Raw genomic sequence first — 24,279 nt, 5'->3', positions numbered from 1 at the left:
CTTGCGGCCGCCTACTCCATGGCGGCATGATCGATTTCCAGCGGCGTATTTTTCCTGGGCGGCCGGATGAACAGCAGCAGCGGAATCACCGCCAGCGTCATCAGCATCATCAGCCAGAAATCATTGACGTAGGCGACCATCGCTGCCTGTCGGGTGATCTCGGCATTGAGCGCGGCCCAGCCGGCCGCAGTCGCCAGATTGAAACTCTGGGTCACGGCGCTGTCCTGCATCGCCGGTGATGCATAAGTGATATGTTGCACCAGCGTTGAATGGACGATTTGCGTGTTGCGCGTCAACATCGTTTGTACCAGCGCGATGCCGATGCTGCTGCCGATGTTGCGCACCAGACTATAGATGGCCGTGCCCTGCGCCCGCATTTCAGGCGACAGGGTGGCGAAGGTGGCGGCGCTCAGCGGGACGAATACCAGTCCGAGGCCGATTCCTTGCACCAGGCCGGGCCAGACGATCTGGCTTTGCTGGATGCCCAGCGTATAGCCGGACATTTGCCACAGCGAAAAGGCGGTGATCGAAAAGCCGGTCGCCAGCAATAGTCGCAAATCAACGCGGCCAATCAGCTTGCCGACGATCAGCATGGCCATCATGGTGCCGAGTCCGCTCGGCGCGGTCACCATCCCGGCCAGTGCCGCCGGATAATTCATCAAGCCTTGCAGCATGGTCGGCGTCAGCGCACGGGTGGCGAACAACACCACGCCGACAATGAAGATGAACAGCAGGCCGGTGATGTAGTTGGAATTTTTCAACAGACGGTAATCGAAGAAGGACCGGTTGACCGGTTGCGCCGCCGTATGCACGATGAAGTAACTCAGGCTGACGCCGAGCGTGATGGCTTCGATCCAGGTTTCGGTCGAGGAAAACCAGTCATTCTGTTCACCGCGATCCAGCAGCATCTGCATCGCGCCGATGGCAATGCTGAGGGTGGCAAAGCCGAACATGTCAAAGTACATGGTGCCCGGTGCTGCCGATTTGCGGATGGTTTTCCAGACGCCGTAAAAGGCCAGCAAACCGACCGGCAGATTGATGAAGAACACCCAGCGCCAGTTCAGGCTTTCGGTCAGCCAGCCACCCAGTGTCGGACCAAGAATCGGACCGACCATCACGCCCATGCCCCACACCGCCATGGCAGAACCATGCTTCTCGCGCGGATTGATATCGAGCAAGATCGATTGCGACAGCGGCACCAGCGCCGCGCCGGAAATGCCTTGCAGCAGACGTGCGCCGACGATGGCGCTGAGCGAGGTCGAGAGGCCGCACAAGGCAGAGGCAACGGTGAAGCCGGCAATCGAAGCCAGCAAGACATTCTTTTGACCGAAGCGGTCAGAGAACCAGGCCGTCAATGGCGTGGCAATCGCGGCGGCGACGATGAATGAAGTCAATACCCAGGTGATCTGATCCTGCGATGCCGACAGGCTGCCTTGCATATGCGGCAAGGCGACGTTGGCAATGGTGCCGTCCAGCGTTTGCATGATGGTGGCGAGCATGATCGAGATCGTGATCATGCGGCGGTTCAGCGTGTCTTTCTCAACCGGTAATGCGGTGCTGGCAGTCATGATGCGGCATCGGCTGCGCCTTGCAGTGTCTCCAGCAGGCGGGTCATGGCAGCGAGTGCGGCCGGATCGATATCCTTGAGCAATTCCGTGCGGAAAGCATCGGCTTCCGTTCTGACCCGGCCATACAGTTTCTTGCCGTCATCGGTCAGCAGCACTTGCTTGACGCGGCGGTCGGTGGTGGACGGTGCGCGCGTCACCAGTCCTGCTTTCACCAGGCGATCAACCATCGCCACCATGGTCGGGTTTTCAATCCCCAGCCGATCCGCCAGTTGGGTTTGCGACAGCGCTTGTTCGGCTTTGGCGATCATGGCGATGGTCATCCAGCCAGCCTGGCCGACGCCGAGGTCTTTCAGGCGCCGATCCAATGCATGGCGCCAGGCGCGGGCTGTATTGTGCAGCGCCAGGGAGAAACGTTCTTCGATGGAAGGCAAGATGGCTGCTCTGAAATTAGTTAGATGGCTAACTATAAGGTAGCATGGGTATTTGCCACATACAAGCCGGGAGTGAGTTGCTTGCCACTGCTGAAAGCGAGCAGGGTAGCGGGATTGGCGGCTGCGAGGTGGGTCTGGATGCGAGCCGGAACAGAAAGATTTTGGTTGCGTGATGATGCTGAAACGATAATTTCCTCAGGGCATTCGGTGGTGCAGCAATAAATGGCGGACGCTCTTGCAATTCTCTGTATATACTCCACATACCATCTATATAGATGGTATGTGGATGTCATCAAGGGGATGACATTGTGCGCAGCAAGGGAAAACAGGGCATGTCAGTAACTGAACTCAAACCGCGTGTCGGCGACAGCGAAAAGATCACGATCAACCTCGGCGTGGTAGATCTCGGGCAAATCGATTTGCTGGTGCAGGAAGGTTTCTATGCCAACCGCACCGATCTGATTCGCACCGCGATTCGCAATCAACTGGCGATTCATGCCGAAGTGGTCAAGCACGTCATCATCCGCAAGAGTCTGGCGCTGGGGCTGGAAACCTATTCGCGGCAGCAACTGGAAGCGCTGCAAGTCAACGGTGAGCGGCTGCAGATTCAGGTGGTCGGCCTGGCCACGATTGCCGCTGACGTCACCCCGGAACTGGCGGCGGCAGTGATCGATTCAGTCACGGTGCTCGGCGCCTTTCACGCCAGTGCAGCAGTAAAAGCGGCGCTGGCCGGCCGCATCCATTAGCGAGCAGCTATTCAATCAAAGGAAATTCATGTCCAGGTTCGATGATTTACAGGCACGCATGGCGGAAATTACCCGCCAGCTCGGTTCGGATGGCGCCGGCAAAGCGACGCAAGCCATTCAGGATGCACTGGGTGCGGCCGGCTTGACCGGATCACCCGGCAACAGCAAGGCCGCATCCGCTGGCGCAAGCAGCGCCATGGCGCAACCGGCCTTCGTCAGCGAGTTGTTGTCGCGGCTCGGCGTGACATACAAAGATCCCGGCACACCGGCATCTGCTGCGGACCAGATGGATGCACCGGAGACGGACACGCAAGGCAGATTTGTTGCCGGTACTTATGGCAACGCCGCCGGCAGCCGTCGTTACAAGGTATACATCCCCGCCAGTTATCAGGGTCAGGCCATGCCGCTGATGGTCATGTTGCATGGCTGCACCCAGGATGCCGACGATTTCGCGCGCGGCACGCAAATGAACCTGCTGGCTGAAGAACAGGGTTTTCTGGTGGTGTATCCGACGCAGGACAGCGCCGCCAATACGTCAAAATGCTGGAACTGGTTCAAGGCCATCGATCAGACGCGCGGGCAAGGCGAGCCTTCGCTGATTGCCGGCATCACCAATGAAGTGATCGACCAATACGGACTCGACCGCGATGCCGTGTTTGTTGCCGGTTTGTCGGCCGGCGGCGCGATGGCGGTGATCATGGGCAGTACCTATCCCGATCTGTATCGCGCAGTGGGGGTGCACTCCGGTCTGCCTTATGCTGCGGCCAGCGACCTGTCGTCGGCATTGAGCGCCATGCGCGGTGCTGCGCGCCGGCCGGATGCCGGCAGACGGAATCCGAATGCGGCATTGCAAGCGATCCCGGTCATCGTGTTCCATGGTGATCGTGATACCACGGTCAGCCCGGCCAATGGCTCCCGGGTCATCGATGACTTCGTTGCCGACTTTCAGCACAGCGGCGAAGAAAATGGTGTGTCCGACGTCGTGACGACCGTCATTGAAGAAGGGAAAGCCGACAGCGGCCACGGATTTTCGCGCACCTCGCTGCATGCGGATGGCCGGCCGGTGCTGGCCGAACATTGGCTGATTCATGGCGCCGGACATGCATGGGCCGGCGGCAGTGCAAAGGGGTCTTGGACTGACGCCAAAGGGCCGGATGCTTCGCGGGAAATGCTGCGGTTTTTCAGCACGCAGAGGGCGGCCGGAAAATAGTCCCGGGATTGCGGCGGCAAACGATCGCATCACGGACAACGGACGCGCGTGCACCTGGCCGGCGTCCGTCTGCGTTCCGATTCGCTCACGGCAAATCGAATGGCATGATCATGCCCGTGCTTTCAACCAGCCGGCCGGTATCCCAGTTTTTCCCGGCAAGGATCATGCGGGTATGCAGCTCTTCGCGGGTCTGGTTGCTGACTTCCGGTCCCAGATAGGACAAGGTCTTGTCGCGCAAATCGACGTAGATCAATGCGTAGCGTTGACTCAGTGACTGCCATAAGGCGTGGGCGGCGGGTGACTGGCGGGCACCGCTGAGCAGGCAGTTGCCGGCATCCAGCCACCAGCGATAGATGGCGCTGGCGATGCCGCGCCGCTGATACGCCGGATCATATTTGGAATGCGGTGCGCGCAGGTAACGGTCTTGGCGCCGGTTCAGTTCAATCAGGCGATTGAAGACGGTGTAGCCGGCCAGACATTGGCGTTGCAGATCTTCGACATAGATATAGTGTTCGCCGTCCGCTTCGCGGTAACGAAATACCAGCCCGGGCAAATCGATATCCAGCAAAGGCAGGTCATACAAGATATCGCCGGGCTGCCGCAGCCGGCGATTGAGGGTATCGAGTTCTCGTTCCAGATCAGGCTGCGGCAGTTGGACATCAATGCGCAGTTCGAGAATGCGCAGCAGCCATGGCGGGAAAGTGAAGGGATTGATCAGGCTTGGGTACATCATCAGCTCCGGACAAATAGCAAACAGTGAGGGTTCAGGAATGGCAAGCGGCATGCGGCGGAAATACCGCCATCAGGCCAGGCAGGCACCACCCCACCAGCCGCTCATCAGACGTTCGGGTTTGGCGCGCGCGTACACCTGGGCACTGGCTTCCCAGGCATCAAACTGAACGATCAATCCGGCATAGACGCCATAACCTTCTCCGGCGTGGATTTCTTCCTGTGTCTGAATGCTTTCACCAGCCTTGATGGCGCCGTTGGCGACAATCGTCTGCTGCGCCTTGATGCCCCAATTTGCTTCCAGATGCTTTTCGCAAAAAATCTCGGCGCCCGATTCGATACCGTTGCCGGCACGGATGTCATCGTGGCCGGTGATCGAGGCACCGGCACGGATACTCTTGTCACATCGCAGAGCACCCTTGACCGTTATCTCTTGTCCGACGAAGGCATTGCCCGCCAGCGTCAGCGCGCCGCCGCACAACAGGTCCCATTCGCTGCGCAAATCACCGCCGCCGCGAATCGCGTCTTGTACTTCGATACCCCAGCCGACCTTGATATCGCCGCCGGCTTCCAGCGTGCCATCGCAACGGATATTGCCGCCGGCCCTGATCTCTTCGCCGGCAATGATCGATTGCCCGGCGCGTATGCCGCCACCGGCATGGATGGCGCGTCCGGCTCTGACTATCGAAGCGACTTCGATATTGCCCTGCACCTCCAGCGTGCCGGCAAACACGATTGCTTCGGCATCAATGGCGTCGACACGCAAGACGCCATCGGTAGGACCGAACTGGGTCAGCAACCAGCAGGCGTCATCGACCCGGCCGGCACTCACCAGGGCGTCGAGCAGCGGTTGATAATCGCTGCCGTCGGCGTGGTGTCGCAGAAACCAGCGGAAGCCATCGGCGCACGGACGCTTGTCCTTGACGAAACTTTTGGTCAGGTCCATGAGGACCTCGCGCCGGCAACCAAACCCGATTGATTGTTGTCAGCGGGCAGCGCCGTGTGGCGGTGGCCGAAAGCGGATGCTCGGACGTGCCCGTGCCCGGCAAGACTGTGCTTGCCGCAAATGATTGAATGCATGAAAAATCCCGAAGCGCAGCCATCACCCGCAGGGAGTCGGCCACTATCGCGCCTGGCTTAAGCCCGGCGATAAGTGAATTGCGCTAATGGAAAAAAGGATATCGCCGGGCTCAGGAATCTGCTGCCGGCTGGAGGGCGTGCTCAGCGCCCATCAACCTGAGCACGTGCGAAAACAGAACGGTCGCAGTGGACAGTCCGGTTGCTGCAGTGGCAAAGGAGGGAACGTGGATTGACATGGGCGTAAGTGTAGGCGATCTGCGGGGAGTGGTCAAACCTGAGCGGCCACGGCGAAGGAGTGGTTCACAATGGCTTGAGCAATGCGACCAGGAAATCAATCAATGCGCGCACCTTGGGATTGAATTGCGGGTCGGTCAGGAATACGGCGTGGACCCCGGCATCGGCACCAGCGTGTCGGGGAAGCAGGCGCACCAGCGATTTTTCTTCCAGTGCATCACGCACCATCACGGAAGACATGAACGCAATTCCACTGCCGGCTTTCGCGAACTCCAGCACCGCATCGCCGTTATTGGCGCGCAGCATACCTTTGGGTTTGACGGAAAAGTCCTTTTCCCCGGGATTGGCAAAGCGCCATTGTTCGCCGTCGCGATTGACGGTGAGGACAATGCAACTATGCTGTTTCAGTTCATCCAGCTTTTTGGGTGAGCCGCGCCGCGCGATGTAATCGGGACTGGCCACCAGAATCCGGCGATTGGACGCCAGTTTGCGTGCGCGCAAGGCCGAGTCTTCCAGCTTGCCAACGCGAATCGCGAGATCAATGCCAGCTTCGGCCAGATCGACGAAATCGTCGGTCATCATTAAATCCAGCGACAAGTTCGGATGCTGCTCCATGAACCGCGGCAAGGCCGGTGCGATGTAGCGCCGGCCGAACGACACCGGCGTGCTGATGCGCAACTCGCCGCGTATTTCATCGCGCATGCGCCCCAGTTCCTGACCTGCGACTTCGAGGCGATTGAAGGCTTCGCGGGCCGCCGCGAGATAGCTTGTCCCGGCTTGCGTGAGCGACATGGTGCGGGTAGTGCGAAAAAACAATTGCACGCCAAGGGTATGCTCAAGCAGCTTGATCTGGCGGCTCACGGCCGACGGCGTGACCCGTAAATCTTGCGCGGCGCGCGCAAAACTCTGGTGCGCAGCGACGCGCACAAACGCGTGTATCAGTTCAAATGGCAGATCGTTCATTCATTCCTCCAGAGAATGAGTGTAGTGCATTCATTCCGATCATCCAAGCATCTGCTCTGCCAGACTGCCTTACCTCAACCATTGGGATGACGCCATGACTGCACCGACACTGTTCCATGTGGATGCCTTTACGCGCACGCGGTTTCGCGGCAATCCGGCGGGCGTCGTGCTCGATGCCGATGGCATGTCGGCGAATGACATGCAAGATCTGGCGCGCGAACTAAAACATTCGGAAACCGCTTTCGTGCTGCGCGCCGATGCTGCCGACCATGATCTCCGCATACGCTATTTCACACCAACCACCGAAGTGCCGCTGTGCGGACATGCCACCATTGCCGCCCACTTCGCCCGCGCCGTTACCCTGCAGCTCGACGACCAGCGCTTGCGCCAGAAAACCGGTGCCGGCATTCAAGTCGTGCAGATAATGCGCAATGATGAAGACAGGTTGCGCATTCTGATGCATCAGGGACGGCCGGTTTTTGAAACGCCGTTTCACGGTGCGTTGCGTGAGCGCATCATTGCAGCGCTCGGTCTCGTCCACACCGACATTCCTGATGCATTGCCGTTACAGGTGGTATCGACCGGCCACAGCAAAGTGATGGTGCCGCTGAAACCAGAAGTTGCTCTGGATGGATTGCGGCCGGATATGTCGGCGCTGATTCGCCTGAGTCACGAAATTGGCTGTAATGGTTACTTTGTATTTCAACAGCCGGTTGCTGGTGTCGCCGTCACGGACGGGCGCATGTTTGCACCGGCAATCGGCATCGCGGAAGATCCGGTAACCGGTAATGCCAACGGCCCGCTCGGTGCCTATCTGGTTCGTCATCGCTTGCTGCCGCACGATGGTCGCAACTTGCGCTTTGAAGGCCGTCAGGGGCGGGCACTGCGGCGCGATGGCGTCGTGCATGTTGCAGTCGGGATCGACAATCATGCGCCGGCAACAGTATCGATTGCCGGTGATGCCTGTATTCTGTTTTCTGCCGTGTTGAACCGATAACGATTGTTGCTGACAGTTTGCGCTGCGGCCTGAGAGCAAGCGTGTCTATGCGAATGCAGGCACGGATCGGCATGGTCTGGCAACGGCATAGAGAGTACTGATTTGTGCGTTGTCGATTTCGAAGCTCAGTGTCAGCACAATTTGGCCGCGCCATGCCAGGGTGGCGCCCCAGCCGCCATTGATGCTTGCAGTAGTCACCGTTATTGCCGACAGATCCAGCGCAGCGATGGTATCGATAAAGCGGCCGGCTGCTTGCGTGACGCCGAGGCCGGCGACCGGTGCGCTGCGGCGGCCGCCGTCGCCAATGACCATGGCATCCGCCGCCAGCAAGCGCAGCATCGCCGGTTTGTCCTGGCTGCGTATTGCGCACAAAAAATCCTGCACCAGACGTTCACACACTTGTTCACCGGTGATGCGACGGGCAGGGCCGGATTGCACCCGCTCCTTGCCGCGCCGGACCAGTTGCCGGCAATGCGCCGGCGTTTTGTCGAGCGTGCGCGCGATTTCTTCGTATTGGCAATCGAACACTTCATGCAGCAGCAACGCCGCCCGTTCATCCGGATTCAGCCGCTCCAGCAATAACAACACGCCGTAAGAGAGATCGGACAGTCGCGACACCGTATCCTCTGCCGAAGGCGCGCAGTCATCCAGCCACGGTTCGGGCAACCAATGCGTATTCTCCACCAGACGCTCGCGTTGCAGTTGCCGCAAGCGGTCTATCGACAAGCGTGTGGCTACCGTGGTCAGCCATGCAACCGGTGTCTGCAATTGCCGGCAATCGGTTGCATGCCAGCGCATCCAGGTTTCCTGCACCACATCTTCGGCTTCCGACACACTGCCCAGCATGCGATAGGCAATCGATACCAGGCGACGTCGCGAGGCCTCGAACAGCGCGGTGGCGGCGGTGGGTGTGGTTGTCATTATTGCTCTCCTTGTCTGCCGCGATCCGGCGTTCAGTCCCTGATGCGAATAGTCTGGTGCGACCGCTCAAGTGCCGGTCGCCTTTGTGCCTGACGTTTGCGCAATGGCAAATGTGACAGAACACGAAAAATATTTTTCCGATGTCACAAGCGGACCGCACCCGGCGTCAAGTCCTGACTATGCCATCAGATAAAAGGATACCGACATGAATATATTCAACCCCCGCGCGCTGGATCTGATTCCGACCGTGGTCGAGCAATCCGGCCGCTCCGAGCGCGCTTACGACATTTACTCGCGGTTGCTGCGCGAACGCATCATCTTTCTGGTGGGGCCGGTCACTGACCAGTCAGCGAATCTGATTGTGGCGCAGCTGTTGTTTCTGGAATCCGAAAATCCTGACAAGGATATCTCGCTTTACATCAATTCGCCGGGCGGCTCGGTATATGCCGGCCTCGCCATTTACGACACCATGCAATTCATCCGGCCGCAGGTCGCCACCTTGTGCACCGGCTTCGCCGCCAGCATGGGATCTTTTCTGCTGGCCGCAGGAGCCATTGGCAAGCGCTCGGCGTTGCCGAATGCGCGCATCATGATTCACCAGCCGTCGGGTGGTTCGCAAGGCACGGCAGCCGATGTCGAGATTCAGGCGCGCGAAATCCTGTACCTGCGCGAACGCTTGAACGGGATTCTCGCCGAGTGCTCCGGTCAGCCGATAGAGCAGATCGCGAAAGACTCGGAGCGCGACAATTTCATGTCGGCGCAAGGCGCAAAAGAATACGGATTGATCGATGAAGTAGTGTCACGCAAGATGCGTGAAGATTGAGTGCGGCGGCCGCCGGCGAGGCAAACCGGCGATAATGCGCAATTGCCGTGCGGGCAGAGGCGTTGGGCTTGCAGACAATGCTGGCCCGGCACGACACCAATGATTCATAAATTCAAACTGACTTCATGATCAATCTGATTTACCGCAAGGCCGTGCCGGAAGACGCCGCCATGTGCATTGATATAAGAGGCCGTACCCGGGAAAACGCGTTTTCGGCAGAGGCGCTGCAGGAACTGGGAATCACGGTCGAATCCTGGGCCGAGGGCATTCGGGACGGCAGTTTTCCGGGATACGTCGCGCTCGCCGCTGGCCAGATGGCCGGCTATTGCTTTGGTGAGCGCGACAGCGGTGAAATCATCGTGCTGGCGATGCTGCCTGCGCATGAAGGAGCTGGCGCCGGCAAGGCATTGCTGCAACTGGTAGTCGACGATTTCAGGACGCGTGGTTTCACATCGCTGTTCCTCGGCTGTTCGACCGACCCGCAGGCACGCTCCTATGGTTTCTACCGGCACCTGGGCTGGACATCGACCGGCGCGCTCGAGGCCGGCGGCGATGAAATTCTTGCACTGACGCTGGGCTGAACCGCTCAGCCCGCGGCCGGTGCCTGCTGCGCCAGTATCGCGGCCAGCAAACCGGGAAAGCGGCTTTCGATGTCGGCCCGGCGCAGGGTGTTCATATGGATGGTGCCGGTATTTTCGGTTAACACCAGTCCCGATTCACGCAATACCTTGAAATGATGGGACACGGTGGACTTCGGCCGGCCGCCGTCCAGTTCGCCGCAACTGGCGGCTTCTACGCGTGCCAGATGGCGCACGATATCGAGCCGGATCGAGTCGCTCAGGGCATACAGGACGCGTTCGAGGGCCAATTCACTGGCAGCAGGGTGTTTATAGGGGCGCATGAGCAGCATCATACACCTTGGGTTATACTCGTCCCATTGTTCGAATATATTCGAACTAACGAATAACTCCCTTCATCTGCAAAAGGTCCCTCATGTCCGCTCTGTTCCAACCATTCAAACTGAAAGAAGTCACACTGCGCAACCGCATCGCGGTCCCGCCGATGTGCCAATACATGGCCGTCGACGGCCTGCCCAACGACTGGCATTTGTCGCACTACGCCAGCATGGCGCGCGGCGGTGCCGGCCTGGTCATCGTCGAAGCGACTGCCGTGGCACCTGAAGGACGCATCACACCGGGATGTACCGGAATCTGGAATGATGCCCAGGCGCAAGCATTCGTGCCTGTGGTCCAGGCGATCAAAGCTGCCGGGGCGGTGCCGGGAATCCAGATCGCGCATGCCGGCCGCAAGGCCAGCGCCAATCTGCCATGGGAAGGTGATGACCATATTGCAGCCGGTGATGCGCGCGGCTGGCAAACCATTGCGCCGTCGGCAATTGCTTACGGTGCCGGTTTGCCGAAGCAGCCCGAGGCGATGACGCTGGACGATATCGCCCGCGTGCGGCAAAACTTCGTCGATGCCGCCCGTCGTGCCAGCGAAGCTGGCTTCGAATGGCTGGAATTGCATTTCGCCCATGGCTATCTGGCACAGAGTTTCTTTTCCGCCCATTCCAACCAGCGCGACGACATGTACGGAGGCAGTCTGGAAAACCGCAGCCGTTTCCTGTTGGAAACCTTGCAGGCGGTGCGTGCGGTGTGGCCCGAACATCTGCCGCTGACGGTGCGCTTTGGCGTGATCGAGTACGACGGCCGCGACGAGCAGACACTGCTGGAATCGATTGGTCTGGTACGCGGTTTCAAGGCCGCCGGCATGGACATGATCAGCGTCAGCGTCGGTTTCACGATTCCCAAGACAGCGATTCCATGGGGCCCGGCCTTCCTTGGCCCGATCGCTGAACGGGTACGCCGCGAAGCCGACGTGCCGGTATCATCCGCATGGGGTTTCGGCACGCCGGCAATCGCCGAGCAGGTCGTCAGCGATCAGCAACTGGATGTGGTCATGGTAGGCAAGGCGCATCTGTCCAATCCGCACTGGAGTTACTTCGCCGCCCGGGAATTGGGTGTCGAGCGTGCATCGTGGACCATGCCGGCTCCCTACGCGCACTGGCTTGAGCGTTACTGATAGCAATCGTCATCGCAGGCACTCGCAACAGGTTGCTTGCCGGCAGCGCCGGGACCGATAATGCAATCCGTCCCGGTGCGATTTGGTGCATGTTGTCACCGGCGTTCCTCTGCGCCGGCACAGGCGTGACCAGATCTTATCAAGATCTGTTCTAATTGACGCGGGCATGTCTCGTCAGTCGTACCGTCGCCATCTGACGTTGCAGCGCCGTCACGCATCCGCACATCGTCATCGCCCGGTAACAATGCACCAGCATGATGTAATCGTTTACATAAACGACTGCAGTCGCCCCCGACATCGTGCCCTCCTCCATCAAACAAGTTGCCTTGCAAGCCGGTGTCTCCACCGCGACGGTATCGCGCTTGCTCAATACCCCGGAAGCGGTCAGCGCCGAGACCGCCGGCAAGATCAATCAGGCAATTGCCAAGCTCGGCTTTCGGCCCAATTTCAATGGCCGCAATTTGCGCGCCGGACATTCGCGCACCGTCGGCGTGGTGGTGCCGACGCTGTCCAACATCGTCTTTGCACAGTGTCTGCAAGGGATTGAACTGGCGGCCCGGGCGCTGGATTATTCCGTCATGTTCACGGCCACCGAATATTGCCAGGAAGATGAGGCGGCGGCGGTTGACCTGCTGCTCAGCCATCGCGTCGATGGCGTGATCCTGACCGTGGCCGATGCCAGCACCAGCGCCACGCTGGACGTGCTCGACAAGGAGCAGATTCCTTATGTGCTGACTTACAACCAACCGCAGCAAACTGCGCGCTTATCGGTGTCGGTCGATAACCGCGCCGCGGCGCGTGATGCCGTGACCCATCTGATTGCGCTGGGGCATACGCGGATTCAGATGCTGACCGGTTATTTCCACGCCTCGGACCGGGCCATTCAGCGTTATCACGGGTATCTCGACGCCATGCGCGCCCACGGCCTGACGCCGATGACGCCGATTGAAGTAGCGCGCCATACCGGCGTCGCCACCGATTATTTGCAATGTTTCGCCGATCTGCAACAGTTGCCGAGCGCCTTGTTCTGCTCCAACGACTTGCTCGCGCTGGCAGCCATGCGCGACTTGCGCGCACAGGGATTGCGCGTGCCGGACGATATTTCCGTGATGGGCTTCGACGGCATTCCGCTCGGTGAACTGATGTCGCCGGTGTTGGCCAGCGTCGTCCAGCCATCCGAACAAATCGGTGCTGTCGCTTTGCGCACCCTGGTTGCCGCCATCGGCCACGCACCGCAAGCCGATGCTGACGGCGGGCCTGCTTCCTGTGTTCTGGAACATGCCATTCGCCCCGGCGGATCGGTTCAAAAGCTGTCGCTTTGATGTTGTCTTCCCTCCCGAATCAACCCCGCTATTTGCATAGCAACTGAAAGGAAATCACATGCGTTTATCCCGCACCCTCCAGACGATGATGGCCGGCGCTGCTCTCGTGGCGTCGTTCGGCGTCGCCGCACAAAACGTGATCTGCTACAACTGTCCGCCGGAATGGGCCGACTGGGCGACCCAGATCAAGACCATCAAGGAAAAAACCGGCATCACGGTGCCGCCGGACAACAAGAACAGCGGCCAGGCGCTGGCCCAACTGATGGCAGAAAAGGCCAGCCCGGTGGCCGACTTCACCTATGTCGGCGTGACCTTCGGCATTGAAGCCAAGAAGAACGACATCATCACGCCCTACAAGCCAGCCGGCTGGAATGAGATACCGGCCGGTCTGAAAGATGCGGACGGTTACTGGACCACCATCCATTCCGGCACCATGGGTTTGATGGTCAATGTCGACGCACTGAAGGGCAAGCCGGTGCCGCATTCGTGGGCCGATTTGCTGAAGCCGGAATACAAGGGCCTGATCGGTTATCTCGATCCTGCCAGCGCATTCGTTGGCTATGTCGGTGCGGTCGCCGTCAATCAGGCATTGGGTGGCACGCTCGACAATTTCACGCCGGGCATCAACTACTTCAAGGCATTGCAAAAGAATCAGCCTATCGTGCCCAAGCAAACGTCCTACGCGCGTCTGATCTCGGGTGAAATCCCGATCCTGCTCGGTTACGACTTTGATGCTTACCGCGCCAAATACAAAGACAAGGCCAATGTCGCATTCGTGATCCCGGCCGAAGGCAGCGTCACCGTTCCCTATGTCGTCAGCCTCGTGAAGAATGGTCCGAATCAGGCCAATGCCAAGAAGGTGCTGGACTTCCTGTTGTCGAATGAAGGCCAGGCCATCTGGGCCAACGCTTACCTGCGTCCGGTACGGGCCTCGGCCATTTCGAAAGAAGCCGAAGCACGCTTCTTGCCCGCCGCAGATTACGCCCGCGCCAAACCGGTCGACTACGGCAAGATGGCGAATGCGCAGCGTCAGTTCAGCGAACGTTACCTGTCTGAAGTGAAATAAGCATGTCTGCTCCTGCGCCAATTCCAGATCGCCACGGCCGCGCTGGCCGCAACAGACCGGGCAGTCGCGTCTGGTTGTTTGCGGTGCCGGGCATGACGCTGTTCGCTGCATTCTGGTTGCTGCCGATGCTGCGTCTGGTCGGCGTCGGCGCCAGCGGTCCGAGCGGGGCGATGGCCTATCTGGCCGTCGTCACCAATCGTCACTATCTGTGGAGTCTGGTGTCGACATTGTTGTTGTCGGCGGCGGTCACGGTAGTGACGCTGGCGATTTCATCGCTGGTCGGCTTGTTCCTGCAACGCAACCGCTTTCCCGGAAAATCGCTGTTGCTGGCGATGCTGACATTTCCGCTGGCATTTCCGGGCGTGGTGGTCGGCTTCATGGTCATCATGCTGGCCGGCCGCCAAGGTCTGATTGGCGCGCTGACGGACAAGCTGTTCGGCGAGTCGCTGGTGTTTGCGTATTCGCTGGCCGGCTTGTTTCTGGGATATCTGTACTTCTCGATTCCACGCGTGATCCTGACGGTGATCGCGGCCGCTGAAAAACTCGATCCGGCACTGGAAGAAGCAGCGCGTTCGCTCGGCGCCAATCCGCTGCGGGTATTTTTCGACATCGTGGTGCCGGCGCTGACGCCGGCTCTGATTTCATCCGGGGCGATCTGCTTTGCCACCAGCATCGGTGCGTTCGGCACGGCATTTACGCTGGCCACCAATATCGATGTCTTGCCGATGGCGATTTACAACGAGTTCACCAGCTACGCCAATTTTGCGATGGCGGCATCCTTGTCCATCGTGCTCGGCATCATTACCTGGATCGCGCTGGCGCTGGCGCGTTCATTGTCGGGCAACAGCGTGCCGGCAACGGCATGAGAAGGGAGCCATCGTGAAGCAATCCATGCGTTTCCATTTGCAACTGGCATTCACCTTGCTGGTGTGCGCCTTCCTGATCGTGCCGGTGGTGCTGTCGATGCTGGCCGGTGTGACCGAGAATTTTTTCGTCGGTTTGTCCAGCGGTTTCACCTTGCGCTGGGTGCAGCAGGTGTGGGACACCTATCAGATGACCATCTGGCGCTCAATCATCATTGCGCTGGCATGTCTGCTGGTGACACTGCTGGTTGGTGTGCCGCTGGCGTACATGCTGGCACGCTACAAGGGGGGCAACAGCCGTCTGGCGCGGGTACTCGAAGAATTGCTGATGATGCCGGTGGCGGTGCCCGGTCTGGCTACGGCGCTGGCGCTGATCATGGCGTACGGGCAGTACCGGGCATTTCGCGGCAGCCTGTTGTTCATTCTGGTCGGACACGTCTTGTTTACCTTGCCATTCATGGTGCGGCCGGTGCTGGCAGTGATGCAATCGTCGCAACTGGCAGTGCTGGAAGAAGCCGCCGCCAGCCTTGGCGCCGGCATGTCGCAGCGCTTCTTCGGCGTGGTGATTCCGAATGTGATGTCCGGCATTCTCGCCGGCGCCTTGATGGTGGTGACGCTGTCCATCGGTGAATTCAACATTACCTGGATGCTGCATACACCACTGACCATGACCTTGCCGGTGGGTCTGGCCGACAGCTACGCCTCGATGCGTCTGGAAGTCGGTTCGGCCTACACCCTGATTTTTCTGTTCATGATTATTCCTCTGCTGATCGCCATGCAATGGGTGACACAGACCACCCGCACGCGAGTCCGCTTATGAGTTCTTCTTTCCCTTCTCCGACACCGCTGAAGCCGCTGTCGATCAAGCTGATGCAGTGCGCGAAAACCTTTGGCAGCGGTGCACCGGCGCTGGAACCGCTCGACCTCGAAATCCATCCCGGGGAAACGCTGGTGTTGCTGGGCCCCTCCGGCTGCGGCAAGACCACCACCTTGCGCTTGATTGCCGGCCTGGAATTTCCCGACGCCGGTGGCCGCGTCATGTTCGGCGATGAAGATGTCACCGACCTGCCGATTGAAAAACGCGGCGTCGGCATGGTATTTCAGAACTACGCCTTGTTCCCAAACATGACCGTCGGCGAGAACATCGCCTATGGCTTGAAGATTCGCAAGATGGCGCCGGCGCAGCGGCTGGCCAAGATCGACACCTTGCTGGAGATGGTGCATCTGCAAGGTTTGGGGCATCGGCGCATTGATCAATTGTCGGGCGGCCAGAAGCAGCGTGTCGCGTTGGCGCGGGCGCTGGCAGTGGAGCCCAGGGTGCTGCTGCTGGATGAACCTTTGACGGCGCTGGATGCCAAGCTGCGCGAAACGTTGCGCGCCGATCTCAACCAGTTGTTGCGCAAGCTTGGCATCACCGCCATCTATGTGACGCATGATCAGGGCGAGGCGCTGGCGCTCGGTGATCGCGTGGTGGTGATGGAGCGCGGCAAGATCGCGCAGATCGGCAGTCCGCAGGAAATTTACTATAATCCGGCCAATGCGTTTGTCGCAGATTTCATCGGCACCATGAACCGCGTGACAGGCATCGCGCACGGCGCGCAGATGCAATTCCCGGCAGGCACGCTGCCATTGACGACGACCCGCACCGGCCACACCGTGACGGCCATGTTTCGGCCGGAAGACGTCGAGATCGTGCCACTGGAAACTGCCGGCGCGGACTTGTCCGGTGAAGTCGTGGCAACATTTTTCATGGGCGACCGCACGCGGCTGCAAGTCGATATCGACGGTGACCTGCCGCTGATCGTCGAGACCCGCCGCCGTGGCGTCTGGCATGCCGGTGAACGGATTGGTTTGCGGGTGCCGGAACATGCGCTGATGCAGTCGCCGTCGCCATCGCCCGCGCAAAAGGGGGCCGCATGATTCTTTGTCAGATTTCCGATTTGCATATCAAGGCGGCCGGCAAGAAATCCTACAAGGTGGTCGATACCGCAGAAAGCCTGCGCCGTTGCATTGAACACGTGAATCGCCTCAGGCAACGTCCGGACGCCGTGGTGTTCACGGGCGATCTGGTCGATTTCGGCACGGCAGAAGAATATGCCATGTTGCGCACCTTGCTGGCACCGCTGACCATCCCGTACTACCTGCTGCCCGGCAATCACGATGAACGGCGGGCATTGCGCGCGGCATTTCCGGATCATCCGTATTTGCTGCAAAACGGCAACGACGATGCGCGTATCGAATATGTGATTGAAGATCACGCGTTGCGCATCGTCGCACTCGATACCGTGATTCCGCGCTCCAGTAACGGCGAACTGAGTGCCGCCAGCATGGTGTGGCTGGACCGGGTGCTGAGCGCGCAACCGCAGCGGCCGACAGTGATCGTGATGCATCATCCGCCGTTCAAGACGGCCATCGGACACATGGATGACATCGGCCTGATCAACCCGCAGTTGCTGGCGCCGGTGGTAACACGGCATCCCCAGGTAGAACGGGTATTGTGCGGCCATCTGCACCGTCCCATCCATGTCCGTTTCGGCGGCACGATTGCGTCAACCTGTCCGGGCGTATCGCATCAGGTCGCGCTCGATCTGGATCCGCAAGCGCCATCGCAATTCATGCTGGAGCCGCCGGGATTCCAGCTGCATCTGTGGGATGCGGACGCCGGACTGATCAGCCACACGGCTTATGTCGGTGAATTTGACGGACCGTACCCGTTTTATGAGGGCGACCAGCTTATCGACTGATCGACGGTGCCAACAAGTATGTCGTGATCAGAGAAAGCGGGCTGCCGAGAACGGTGCCAGCGTATTGGTATCGGGTTGTCCGCGCAGGGCGTCAGCGATCAGGCGACCGCTGTGCACTGAGCCGGTGAGGCCCAGGTGGCCATGGCCAAAAGCGCACCACAAGCCGGGATGACCGGGGGTCTCGCCGAGTACCGGCATCGAATCGGGCAGACAGGGACGGTGCCCCATCCAGATGGAAGGGGCACTGACATCCAGCGCCGGCAAGCCGGCCTTGATATGCGTGGCGAGCAGGTTGGCGCGCTGGTCATTGGGTGGCCGTTTCAAGCCGCCAAATTCAACCGTCCCGGCTGCACGCAAACCGGATTCCATTGGCGTGATGAACACCTTGCGATCCGCCAGAACCACCGTACGTGAAATGCTGACGGCAGGATTGGCAAACTGAGCGTGGTAGCCGCGCTGGCTTTCCAGCGGGATGTTGATGCCGAGGGGACGCAGCAATTGCGTCGACCATGCGCCTGCCGCGACCACGATATTGCCTGCCGCATGTGGACCGCTGGCGGTATGTACGGTCCATGCGTCGTTGGCGTCAGGACCCAGTCGCAGCACTTTCTCCCGCACAAATTCGACCCCTTGCTGGCGCAGGGAAACGGCAATCGCGCTGGCATAAAGAAACGGCTCGGCGACCCAACCCTGGTCAGGCAAGAAATAGCCATAGTCATATGCGCTGCTGACAGCGGGTTCCAGCTTGCGTATGTCGGCGCCGCCGACTGCCAGTGTTTCCAAACCGTACCGGCGTTTGAGATCCCAGCCGGCCTGGTCTTTTTGCAGTACTGCCTGATCGGGATACAAATGCAGCTGACCGGTACTTTTCAGCAGCCTGCTGCATCCGATTTCCTGTGCCAGCTCAGCATGCATTTTTCCTGAGTCATTCAGCAAGCCATGCAATGCGGAGGCGATTTCGACCACGCGTTGCGGCTTGGATGCCGCAATGAACTTCAGCAGCCAGGGTGCTGCCGCAAACAGATAACCGAGCGGAAGATGTAGCGGACCGGTGGTGTCCAGCAACATGCCGAACGCCGAATTCAGTGCGCCGGGCATCGCCAGCGGTGCCACCGAACCGGAAGAAATCGCACCGGCATTGCCGAAACTGCATTGCGATCCCGGTTCTTCCGGATCAATGACCTTGACGTCGAAACCGGCCTTGCGCGCGTAATGGGCGACGCACAGGCCGACGATACCGGCACCGATGACGACCACGGTTTCTGCTTGTACGCGATTGTTCTTGCTCATTGCCATTCCCAATGTTCAAACAAGGCATTATGGTCACACATCTTGCTGCGGTCAGACGGATTTAATGCGATTCGGCTCAACTGAACTGCAATCACAAGTCGCCTCATGTTCAGGCTTGATCTGTGATGAACCGGCTTGCGTGGTTAATCTTGCATCACGTTTTACATGCATGCGCCTGACTGCGCATCCATCAGTTTCCCACCGGAAATGCGACTGCTGTTGCCAATACGCCGATAGATTTTTTAAATCGCAAATAGAGAATATTATCTGTAAAATATTCTCATGTTGAGATTTTAACGGCGGAGCGCAATGGACTTTTCGAGCCTGGAAATATTTTGTACGGTTGCCGAAGAAGGCAGCGTTACGCGTGCTGCGCAGCGATTGAACCGGGTTCAATCGAATGTCACCACGCGGGTTCAGCAACTTGAGGAGCAACTGAACGTTGCGCTGTTTCAGCGCGAAGGCAAACGTATGGAACTGACCGCCGAAGGTCAGCGGTTCATCGATTATGCCCAGCGTCTGTTGTCATTGGCGCAAGAGGCGATGCAATCGGTCAACACCGCACAACCGATTGGTCAACTGAAAATCGGCGCCATGGAGGCAACTGCTGCCAGCCGTTTGCCGCTGCCGTTGGCGGCGTTTCATGCCAACTGGCCGGATGTTGTGCTGGAAATCTCTACCGGCACTTCCCGGCAACTTCTGGATGAGGTTGCGCATCATCGATTGGACTGCGCGCTGGTGGCAATCGCGCCGGGTGAGTTGCCGGCAACGCTGGCCGACAATCTGAGCGGGGTGGCGATCTGGAGCGAGCAACTGATGCTGCTGGAACCGAAAAATGCAGGCGGCGGAAAAGCTCTCAGTCTGGCGGCCTTCGGGCCGGGATGTACCTACCGGGCGGCAGGTGAAGAGTGGTTCCGGCAACAGGCGCCGAAAGGCGTGCAGGTCATCGAAGCACATTCTTACCACGCCATCATGGCCTGTGTTGCCACCGGTACCTGCGCCGCCGTCATGCCGCAGTCCGTGCTGGATTTGTACAAGAACATGAAAGCGCGCTTCAAGGCCAGCCCGTTGCAGAAGATGGATACCTGGCTGGTGTGGAGGGGGCAGTACAAATCGGCCGCACTCGATGCCCTGCGCGATGTATGTGCCGCGCACGGCTAACCAGACAAGAGATGAACATGGTCCCCGCAACGTCCGCCAAGATCAGCCACCGTGCATCCGGTGCCCGTCACCCTCTGCACAAAGAAGCCATTTATGCCGCGTTTGCGCTGGCAGCAGGCATGGGATTCGGCCGCTTTGCCTTCACCGGCATGGCACCGGTCATGTTGAGCGAAGGCCAGTTGAGCATCGCCGACGGCTCGCTGGCAGCATCGGCAAACTACATCGGCTATTTGATTGGTGCGCTGGTTGCCGGTGCTGTAAAACGGGAGCAATCGGCAATGTGGTGCCGCATCGCGTTGCTCGGCACGGTAGTGTGCACTGCGCTGCTGATCTTGCCGATGCGTCCATGGGAAATCATTGCCATCCGCATGATTGCCGGCGGCTTCAGTGCACTGGCGCTGGTGAGTGCCGCGATGTGGCTGTTCCATCAAATGAAACATGCCGCAGGAGCGCCGCTGCTGTTCGCCGGCGTCGGCGCCGGCATTCTGGTCTCGGCGGAAATCATCGCCATCGGCAAACACTATGAAATGCACAGTGCGCCGTTATGGGGCTGGATTGCCGTGGGGGCGCTGCTTTGCACGATCCCGGCCTGGTTTGCGATGCACCCGAAAAAAATCACGCTGCTTACCGCCGCCGCCACTGCGCACCGGCATCCGGCACGCGACCTCGGTGCCTGGCGTCTCATTTTCATCTATGGCCTGGCGGGATACGGCTACATCATTACCGCCACTTTTCTGCCGCTGCTGATGAAGAATTCTCTCGGCACGGTCGATCCGATTCAAGTGTGGGCCGCCTTCGGTCTTGGTGCCATTCCTTCATGCATTTACTGGAACAGGCTGCACCTGACGCACGGTGCCAACCGCGCCATGGCGGCCAACCTGTTGATGCAAGCCATTGGCGTGATATTGCCGGTCATCGCGCCCAACATTTACGGCTATCTGGGGAGCGCGCTGCTGGTCGGCGGCAGCTTCATGGGCACCGTCACGATTGCCATGCCGGCGGCACAACGGGTGGCGCACACGGTCCGTTTCAATTTGCTGGCGTTCCTGACCGCCGCCTATGGCGTGGGGCAAATTCTGGGGCCGGTGGTGTCGGGCATATTGGTGGGGCAGTTGCATTCATTCACAGTGCCATTGCTGAGCGCAACCGTGGCGTTGCTGATCGCCGTCGTTGCCTGCCTGATCTGAGCGGAAGACCGGCACAGGGCTGGCTTTCGGCCTGCCGGTGCGTGGCAGTACCATTTCCTTTGTTATCCTGCTAGTATACGATCCATATACGTTTCATATACATTTCATTCAGGCAGATATCCAATGGGAATCGTCAAAATCACTGAGCAGATGCATGCAAATCTGCGCCTCACCAGCGGCGCCATGAGCCGTTCAATCAACTCGCAAGCCGAGCACTGGCTGCGCGTCGGCATGATGGCAGAACTGAATCCCGGCCTTTGTTACAGCGAGATTTGTCAAAAGCTGATCGAAGCCGAACAGCAGGCCGGAAGCGTCAATCAGGAACTCACGCTGTCACTTGAAAAAGCATGATGAGCGCCGAAGTCGAGATCAAGTCGCCTGCCGATATCGCCATGCTGAGGACGTCCGGGGCGCTGGCGGCCAAGGTCCTGAACATGATTGGCGAGCATGTCAAACCAGGCATCACCACCAATGAACTGGACCGGCTGTGTCACGATTACATCGTCGATGTGCTGGAAGCGGTGCCAATCAATATCGGTTATCGCGGCTATCCCAAAACGGTTTGTACCTCGGTCAATCATGTCATTTGCCACGGCATACCGTCCGACAAGCCATTGAAGAACGGCGATATCGTCAACATCGATGTCGGCCTGACGAAGGATGGCTGGCATGGCGATACCAGCCGCATGTATTTTGTGGGGCCGCCGGACATCCTGGCCAGGCGCCTGGTGAATACGACATACGAAGCGATGCGCGCCGGAATTCTGGCCGTCAGGCCGGGCGCGACGTTTGGCGATATCGGTTACGCGATTCAATCGGTTGCGCACAGGGAAGGTTTCAGCGTGGTCCGTGAGTATTGCGGTCACGGCATCGGCAAGGTGTACCACGAGGAACTGCAGGTGCTGCACTACGGCCAGCCGGGCCAGGGCATGAAGCTGCAAACCGGGATGGTGTTCACGATCGAGCCAATGATCAACGCCGGCAAACGCCATTCAAAAGAAATGCCGGACGGCTGGACCGTCGTCACCAAGGACCACTCGCTGTCTGCGCAATGGGAGCACATGGTGGCAGTGACAGAAACCGGGTTTGAAGTACTGACGCTGTGGCCGGACGGCTTCGGAGAATATGCGCCGTTGGTGGTTTGATGTGAATGTCCGGAGGATGGCTATTTCTGTTTCTGGCCGGTTGCGGGCAATGTCATATATCCGCCGCACGTGATCTGTTTTTCCTGAGTTCTACCGCCATTAGTTCTGCTTTGAGGAGCCGTGCAGCAGTTTTCTTAGCTTTCAGCGTCGCATCCGCTTCCGCGGAATTTGGAAGCAGGCGATCCTTTAGGACCGTATGCCACGCGCCACGGTCAGGATCCGGACATCCACACACTGTTGTCCGTACTGGATGAGACGTGCCATTGCGTTTCTGAACCGCATTTGTCCGATATTGACTTCCGTTGCCGGGAGAGGCGCCATAGGCACTGATGCTGCATTAAAATGACGCTGAACTCGATTCATCGGACCGATTCAGCGTTTTTACACGGCCTCGGCCGAAAGCAGACGCCAACCTGACTTCCATCCGTGCGGAATCCGGCACCCATCATTCGATGCGGTACAGGCTGCCAAAGTCGCCTCCATTCACTGACGTGCCGTCATCGCCGCCTGGCATCGGCAGACCTTGTCGCCATCCGGCTGCCAAGACCTGCACGTCACGCACAGGATCGGACGCCTTGGCCCTCTCGTTGCGGATGCGACAGGTTTCAGAATCTGTGGCGAACAACCCGCGTGCGAAGACCCGGCCCTGTTCCGCCAGCCTTGCGGTTTTGGGGGTGCGAATTGTCGCAAACGCCTGGAATATCTCTTCCAAGCCTTCACTTGCACCATCCAGGCACCGCGCCAAATGCCACGCATCCTCCAGCGCCTGGCAGGCTCCTTGCCCCGACGTCGGCAACGGCGCGTGTGCGGCATCCCCGACCAACAGTACATTCGCCCGACTCCATGTATGCAGGGGCTCCAGGTCATGCACCGCAATCAGCCGGATTGCATTCTCGGGCGTGGCACGGATGATGCGTGAGACCGTTTCAGGCCATTCCGCGAACAGATTCTCGACCTCCTTGTGCATATCTGCGGTGGGCGTGGCCTCATTTAGGGGGCGTGCCTGCGCCGCAGCCCAATACACCAGTCCGGGTCGAATCGCCACGCAACCAAAGCGCTCGCCCACCCCCCAGAAGTCCTGAATCGAAATATCGTCCACCAGCGCATGCGGCGCCTGCGCCACGCCGACCCAGTTCACAAAGCCTTGATAGATTGGTGTGTTGTCACCCGCGACAAACTTGCGAGCTACTGACTCCATGCGGCCGTCGGCGCCAATGAGCAGATCCGGGCGGATGCTCGCACCATTTTCGAAATGGGCCACGGCTCTGCCATGAGCATCCAGCTCAATGGCCACCGCCCGGCGCCCGAACTCCACCGGAATCCCCGCCCGTGCCGCATGGTCCAGCAACACCTCCTGCAAGTGCCTGCGCAACACCGTGTAGGTTGGGTATCCCATGGTCCGGTCCAACAAACCAATATCGAGGCCCCCCAGTGCATTTCCCGCAGCATCCTGGCGACGCATTGTCAGCGGTCGACCGCCAATGGCCTCAATGTCTTGCTGCAGTCCCAGTTCTTTCAGCACAAAGCTGGCATTGGGCCAGAGCGTCACGCCGGCCCCCATGGTTGCCGGCACCGCACGGCGCTCATAGACCCGAGGGTTGTAACCCTGCTTGCGCAATGCCAGTGCCACGCTCAGGCCCGCAATGCCGCCGCCAAGTATTCCGATTTCCATGCTGAAGCTCTCCTTGTTCATATTGCGCCCGGTGCACGGCACACC

The 24,279-nt window shown here is 59.3% G+C and carries 25 protein-coding genes; 16 read left to right on the top strand and 9 right to left on the bottom strand.

Annotated elements, in window-relative coordinates; all coding sequences use genetic code 11:
• Positions 1 to 11: 11 nt before the first annotated feature.
• A complete protein-coding gene (locus tag AKL27_RS15070) occupies positions 12 to 1,568 on the bottom strand; it encodes an MDR family MFS transporter (protein ID WP_050463672.1) in 1,557 nt (518 codons plus the stop codon).
• Positions 1,565 to 1,999, bottom strand: a complete 435-nt coding sequence (locus tag AKL27_RS15065; protein WP_050463671.1) for a MarR family winged helix-turn-helix transcriptional regulator — start codon at positions 1,997 to 1,999, stop codon at positions 1,565 to 1,567. The genes AKL27_RS15070 and AKL27_RS15065 overlap by 4 nt, the downstream gene beginning before the upstream one ends.
• 332 nt (positions 2,000 to 2,331) lie before the next feature.
• On the opposite strand from AKL27_RS15065, the gene AKL27_RS15060 reads away from it, so the two are divergent.
• Together AKL27_RS15060 and AKL27_RS15055 are read left to right on the top strand one after the other, a co-directional pair.
• Entirely contained in the window at positions 2,332 to 2,745 is a 414-nt protein-coding gene (locus AKL27_RS15060; protein WP_050463670.1) for a CopG family transcriptional regulator, read from the top strand.
• A gap of 28 nt (positions 2,746 to 2,773) precedes the next feature.
• Complete coding sequence (locus tag AKL27_RS15055; RefSeq protein WP_050463669.1) at positions 2,774 to 3,955, top strand: extracellular catalytic domain type 1 short-chain-length polyhydroxyalkanoate depolymerase; 1,182 nt, start codon at positions 2,774 to 2,776, stop codon at positions 3,953 to 3,955.
• Between the two features lie 85 nt (positions 3,956 to 4,040).
• Here AKL27_RS15055 and AKL27_RS15050 read toward each other — a convergent pair whose 3' ends face one another.
• From AKL27_RS15050 to AKL27_RS15040, 3 genes are all read right to left on the bottom strand, one after another.
• Entirely contained in the window at positions 4,041 to 4,688 is a 648-nt protein-coding gene (locus tag AKL27_RS15050; RefSeq protein WP_083439069.1) for an N-acetyltransferase, read from the bottom strand.
• A gap of 69 nt (positions 4,689 to 4,757) precedes the next feature.
• A complete protein-coding gene (locus tag AKL27_RS15045) occupies positions 4,758 to 5,630 on the bottom strand; it encodes a hypothetical protein (protein WP_050463668.1) in 873 nt (290 codons plus the stop codon).
• A gap of 434 nt (positions 5,631 to 6,064) precedes the next feature.
• On the bottom strand, positions 6,065 to 6,961 hold the full coding sequence (locus tag AKL27_RS15040; RefSeq protein ID WP_050463667.1) for a LysR family transcriptional regulator: 897 nt from the start codon (positions 6,959 to 6,961) through the stop codon (positions 6,065 to 6,067).
• A gap of 94 nt (positions 6,962 to 7,055) precedes the next feature.
• On the opposite strand from AKL27_RS15040, the gene AKL27_RS15035 reads away from it, so the two are divergent.
• Complete coding sequence (locus AKL27_RS15035) at positions 7,056 to 7,958, top strand: PhzF family isomerase (protein WP_050463666.1); 903 nt, start codon at positions 7,056 to 7,058, stop codon at positions 7,956 to 7,958.
• A gap of 45 nt (positions 7,959 to 8,003) precedes the next feature.
• Here the strand turns inward: AKL27_RS15035 and AKL27_RS15030 are convergent, their stop codons facing one another.
• Positions 8,004 to 8,879 carry a sigma-70 family RNA polymerase sigma factor gene (locus AKL27_RS15030; protein WP_050463665.1) on the bottom strand — a complete coding sequence of 292 codons (876 nt, stop codon included), beginning with the start codon at positions 8,877 to 8,879 and terminating at the stop codon, positions 8,004 to 8,006.
• A 205-nt stretch (positions 8,880 to 9,084) separates the two neighbouring features.
• Between AKL27_RS15030 and clpP the strand changes: the two genes are divergently transcribed.
• Together clpP and AKL27_RS15020 are read left to right on the top strand one after the other, a co-directional pair.
• On the top strand, positions 9,085 to 9,702 hold the full coding sequence (clpP, locus tag AKL27_RS15025; protein WP_050463664.1) for an ATP-dependent Clp endopeptidase proteolytic subunit ClpP: 618 nt from the start codon (positions 9,085 to 9,087) through the stop codon (positions 9,700 to 9,702).
• 125 nt (positions 9,703 to 9,827) lie between these two features.
• Complete coding sequence (locus tag AKL27_RS15020; RefSeq protein ID WP_050463663.1) at positions 9,828 to 10,283, top strand: GNAT family N-acetyltransferase; 456 nt, start codon at positions 9,828 to 9,830, stop codon at positions 10,281 to 10,283.
• A 5-nt stretch (positions 10,284 to 10,288) separates the two neighbouring features.
• On the opposite strand, the gene AKL27_RS15015 is transcribed toward AKL27_RS15020, so the two are convergent.
• A complete protein-coding gene (locus AKL27_RS15015; protein ID WP_050463662.1) occupies positions 10,289 to 10,603 on the bottom strand; it encodes an ArsR/SmtB family transcription factor in 315 nt (104 codons plus the stop codon).
• Between the two features lie 92 nt (positions 10,604 to 10,695).
• Between AKL27_RS15015 and AKL27_RS15010 the strand changes: the two genes are divergently transcribed.
• The 7 genes from AKL27_RS15010 (at position 10,696) to AKL27_RS14980 (ending at position 17,779) form a co-directional block, all read left to right on the top strand.
• Positions 10,696 to 11,784, top strand: coding sequence for an NADH:flavin oxidoreductase/NADH oxidase (locus tag AKL27_RS15010; RefSeq protein WP_050463661.1), 1,089 nt, complete (start codon positions 10,696 to 10,698; stop codon positions 11,782 to 11,784).
• A 299-nt stretch (positions 11,785 to 12,083) separates the two neighbouring features.
• Positions 12,084 to 13,106, top strand: a complete 1,023-nt coding sequence (locus AKL27_RS15005; protein ID WP_050463660.1) for a LacI family DNA-binding transcriptional regulator — start codon at positions 12,084 to 12,086, stop codon at positions 13,104 to 13,106.
• A 58-nt stretch (positions 13,107 to 13,164) separates the two neighbouring features.
• Complete coding sequence (locus tag AKL27_RS15000; protein ID WP_050463659.1) at positions 13,165 to 14,172, top strand: ABC transporter substrate-binding protein; 1,008 nt, start codon at positions 13,165 to 13,167, stop codon at positions 14,170 to 14,172.
• A gap of 2 nt (positions 14,173 to 14,174) precedes the next feature.
• A complete protein-coding gene (locus tag AKL27_RS14995; RefSeq protein ID WP_050463658.1) occupies positions 14,175 to 15,038 on the top strand; it encodes an ABC transporter permease in 864 nt (287 codons plus the stop codon).
• A gap of 25 nt (positions 15,039 to 15,063) precedes the next feature.
• Positions 15,064 to 15,855, top strand: a complete 792-nt coding sequence (locus AKL27_RS14990) for an ABC transporter permease (RefSeq protein ID WP_408609773.1) — start codon at positions 15,064 to 15,066, stop codon at positions 15,853 to 15,855.
• A complete protein-coding gene (locus tag AKL27_RS14985; RefSeq protein WP_050463656.1) occupies positions 15,852 to 16,955 on the top strand; it encodes an ABC transporter ATP-binding protein in 1,104 nt (367 codons plus the stop codon). The genes AKL27_RS14990 and AKL27_RS14985 overlap by 4 nt, the downstream gene beginning before the upstream one ends.
• A complete protein-coding gene (locus tag AKL27_RS14980) occupies positions 16,952 to 17,779 on the top strand; it encodes a phosphodiesterase (RefSeq protein WP_050463655.1) in 828 nt (275 codons plus the stop codon). Before AKL27_RS14985 ends, AKL27_RS14980 begins: the two co-directional genes overlap by 4 nt.
• A 27-nt stretch (positions 17,780 to 17,806) precedes the next feature.
• On the opposite strand, the gene AKL27_RS14975 is transcribed toward AKL27_RS14980, so the two are convergent.
• Positions 17,807 to 19,069, bottom strand: a complete 1,263-nt coding sequence (locus tag AKL27_RS14975; RefSeq protein ID WP_232310999.1) for an NAD(P)/FAD-dependent oxidoreductase — start codon at positions 19,067 to 19,069, stop codon at positions 17,807 to 17,809.
• 309 nt (positions 19,070 to 19,378) lie between these two features.
• Between AKL27_RS14975 and AKL27_RS14970 the strand changes: the two genes are divergently transcribed.
• The 4 genes from AKL27_RS14970 (at position 19,379) to map (ending at position 22,562) form a co-directional block, all read left to right on the top strand.
• The gene (locus AKL27_RS14970; RefSeq protein WP_050463653.1) at positions 19,379 to 20,230 is read left to right on the top strand and encodes a LysR family transcriptional regulator; all 852 of its coding nucleotides are present in this window, start codon (positions 19,379 to 19,381) and stop codon (positions 20,228 to 20,230) included.
• A gap of 17 nt (positions 20,231 to 20,247) precedes the next feature.
• Complete coding sequence (locus AKL27_RS14965) at positions 20,248 to 21,417, top strand: YbfB/YjiJ family MFS transporter (RefSeq protein ID WP_050463727.1); 1,170 nt, start codon at positions 20,248 to 20,250, stop codon at positions 21,415 to 21,417.
• 123 nt (positions 21,418 to 21,540) lie between these two features.
• On the top strand, positions 21,541 to 21,768 hold the full coding sequence (locus AKL27_RS14960) for a ParD-like family protein (RefSeq protein WP_050463652.1): 228 nt from the start codon (positions 21,541 to 21,543) through the stop codon (positions 21,766 to 21,768).
• The gene (gene map, locus AKL27_RS14955; protein ID WP_050463651.1) at positions 21,768 to 22,562 is read left to right on the top strand and encodes a type I methionyl aminopeptidase; all 795 of its coding nucleotides are present in this window, start codon (positions 21,768 to 21,770) and stop codon (positions 22,560 to 22,562) included. The genes AKL27_RS14960 and map overlap by 1 nt, the downstream gene beginning before the upstream one ends.
• Positions 22,563 to 23,007: 445 nt before the next feature.
• On the opposite strand, the gene AKL27_RS14950 is transcribed toward map, so the two are convergent.
• Complete coding sequence (locus tag AKL27_RS14950) at positions 23,008 to 24,234, bottom strand: FAD-dependent monooxygenase (RefSeq protein WP_050463726.1); 1,227 nt, start codon at positions 24,232 to 24,234, stop codon at positions 23,008 to 23,010.
• Between the last annotated feature and the right edge of the window lie 45 nt (positions 24,235 to 24,279).

It is taken from the genome of Herbaspirillum autotrophicum, assembly GCF_001189915.1.
GTDB classification, from domain to species: domain Bacteria; phylum Pseudomonadota; class Gammaproteobacteria; order Burkholderiales; family Burkholderiaceae_D; genus Herbaspirillum; species Herbaspirillum autotrophicum.
The sequence above is the reverse complement of the archived record's forward strand: the minus strand, read 5'-3'. Positions and strand labels throughout refer to the sequence as shown.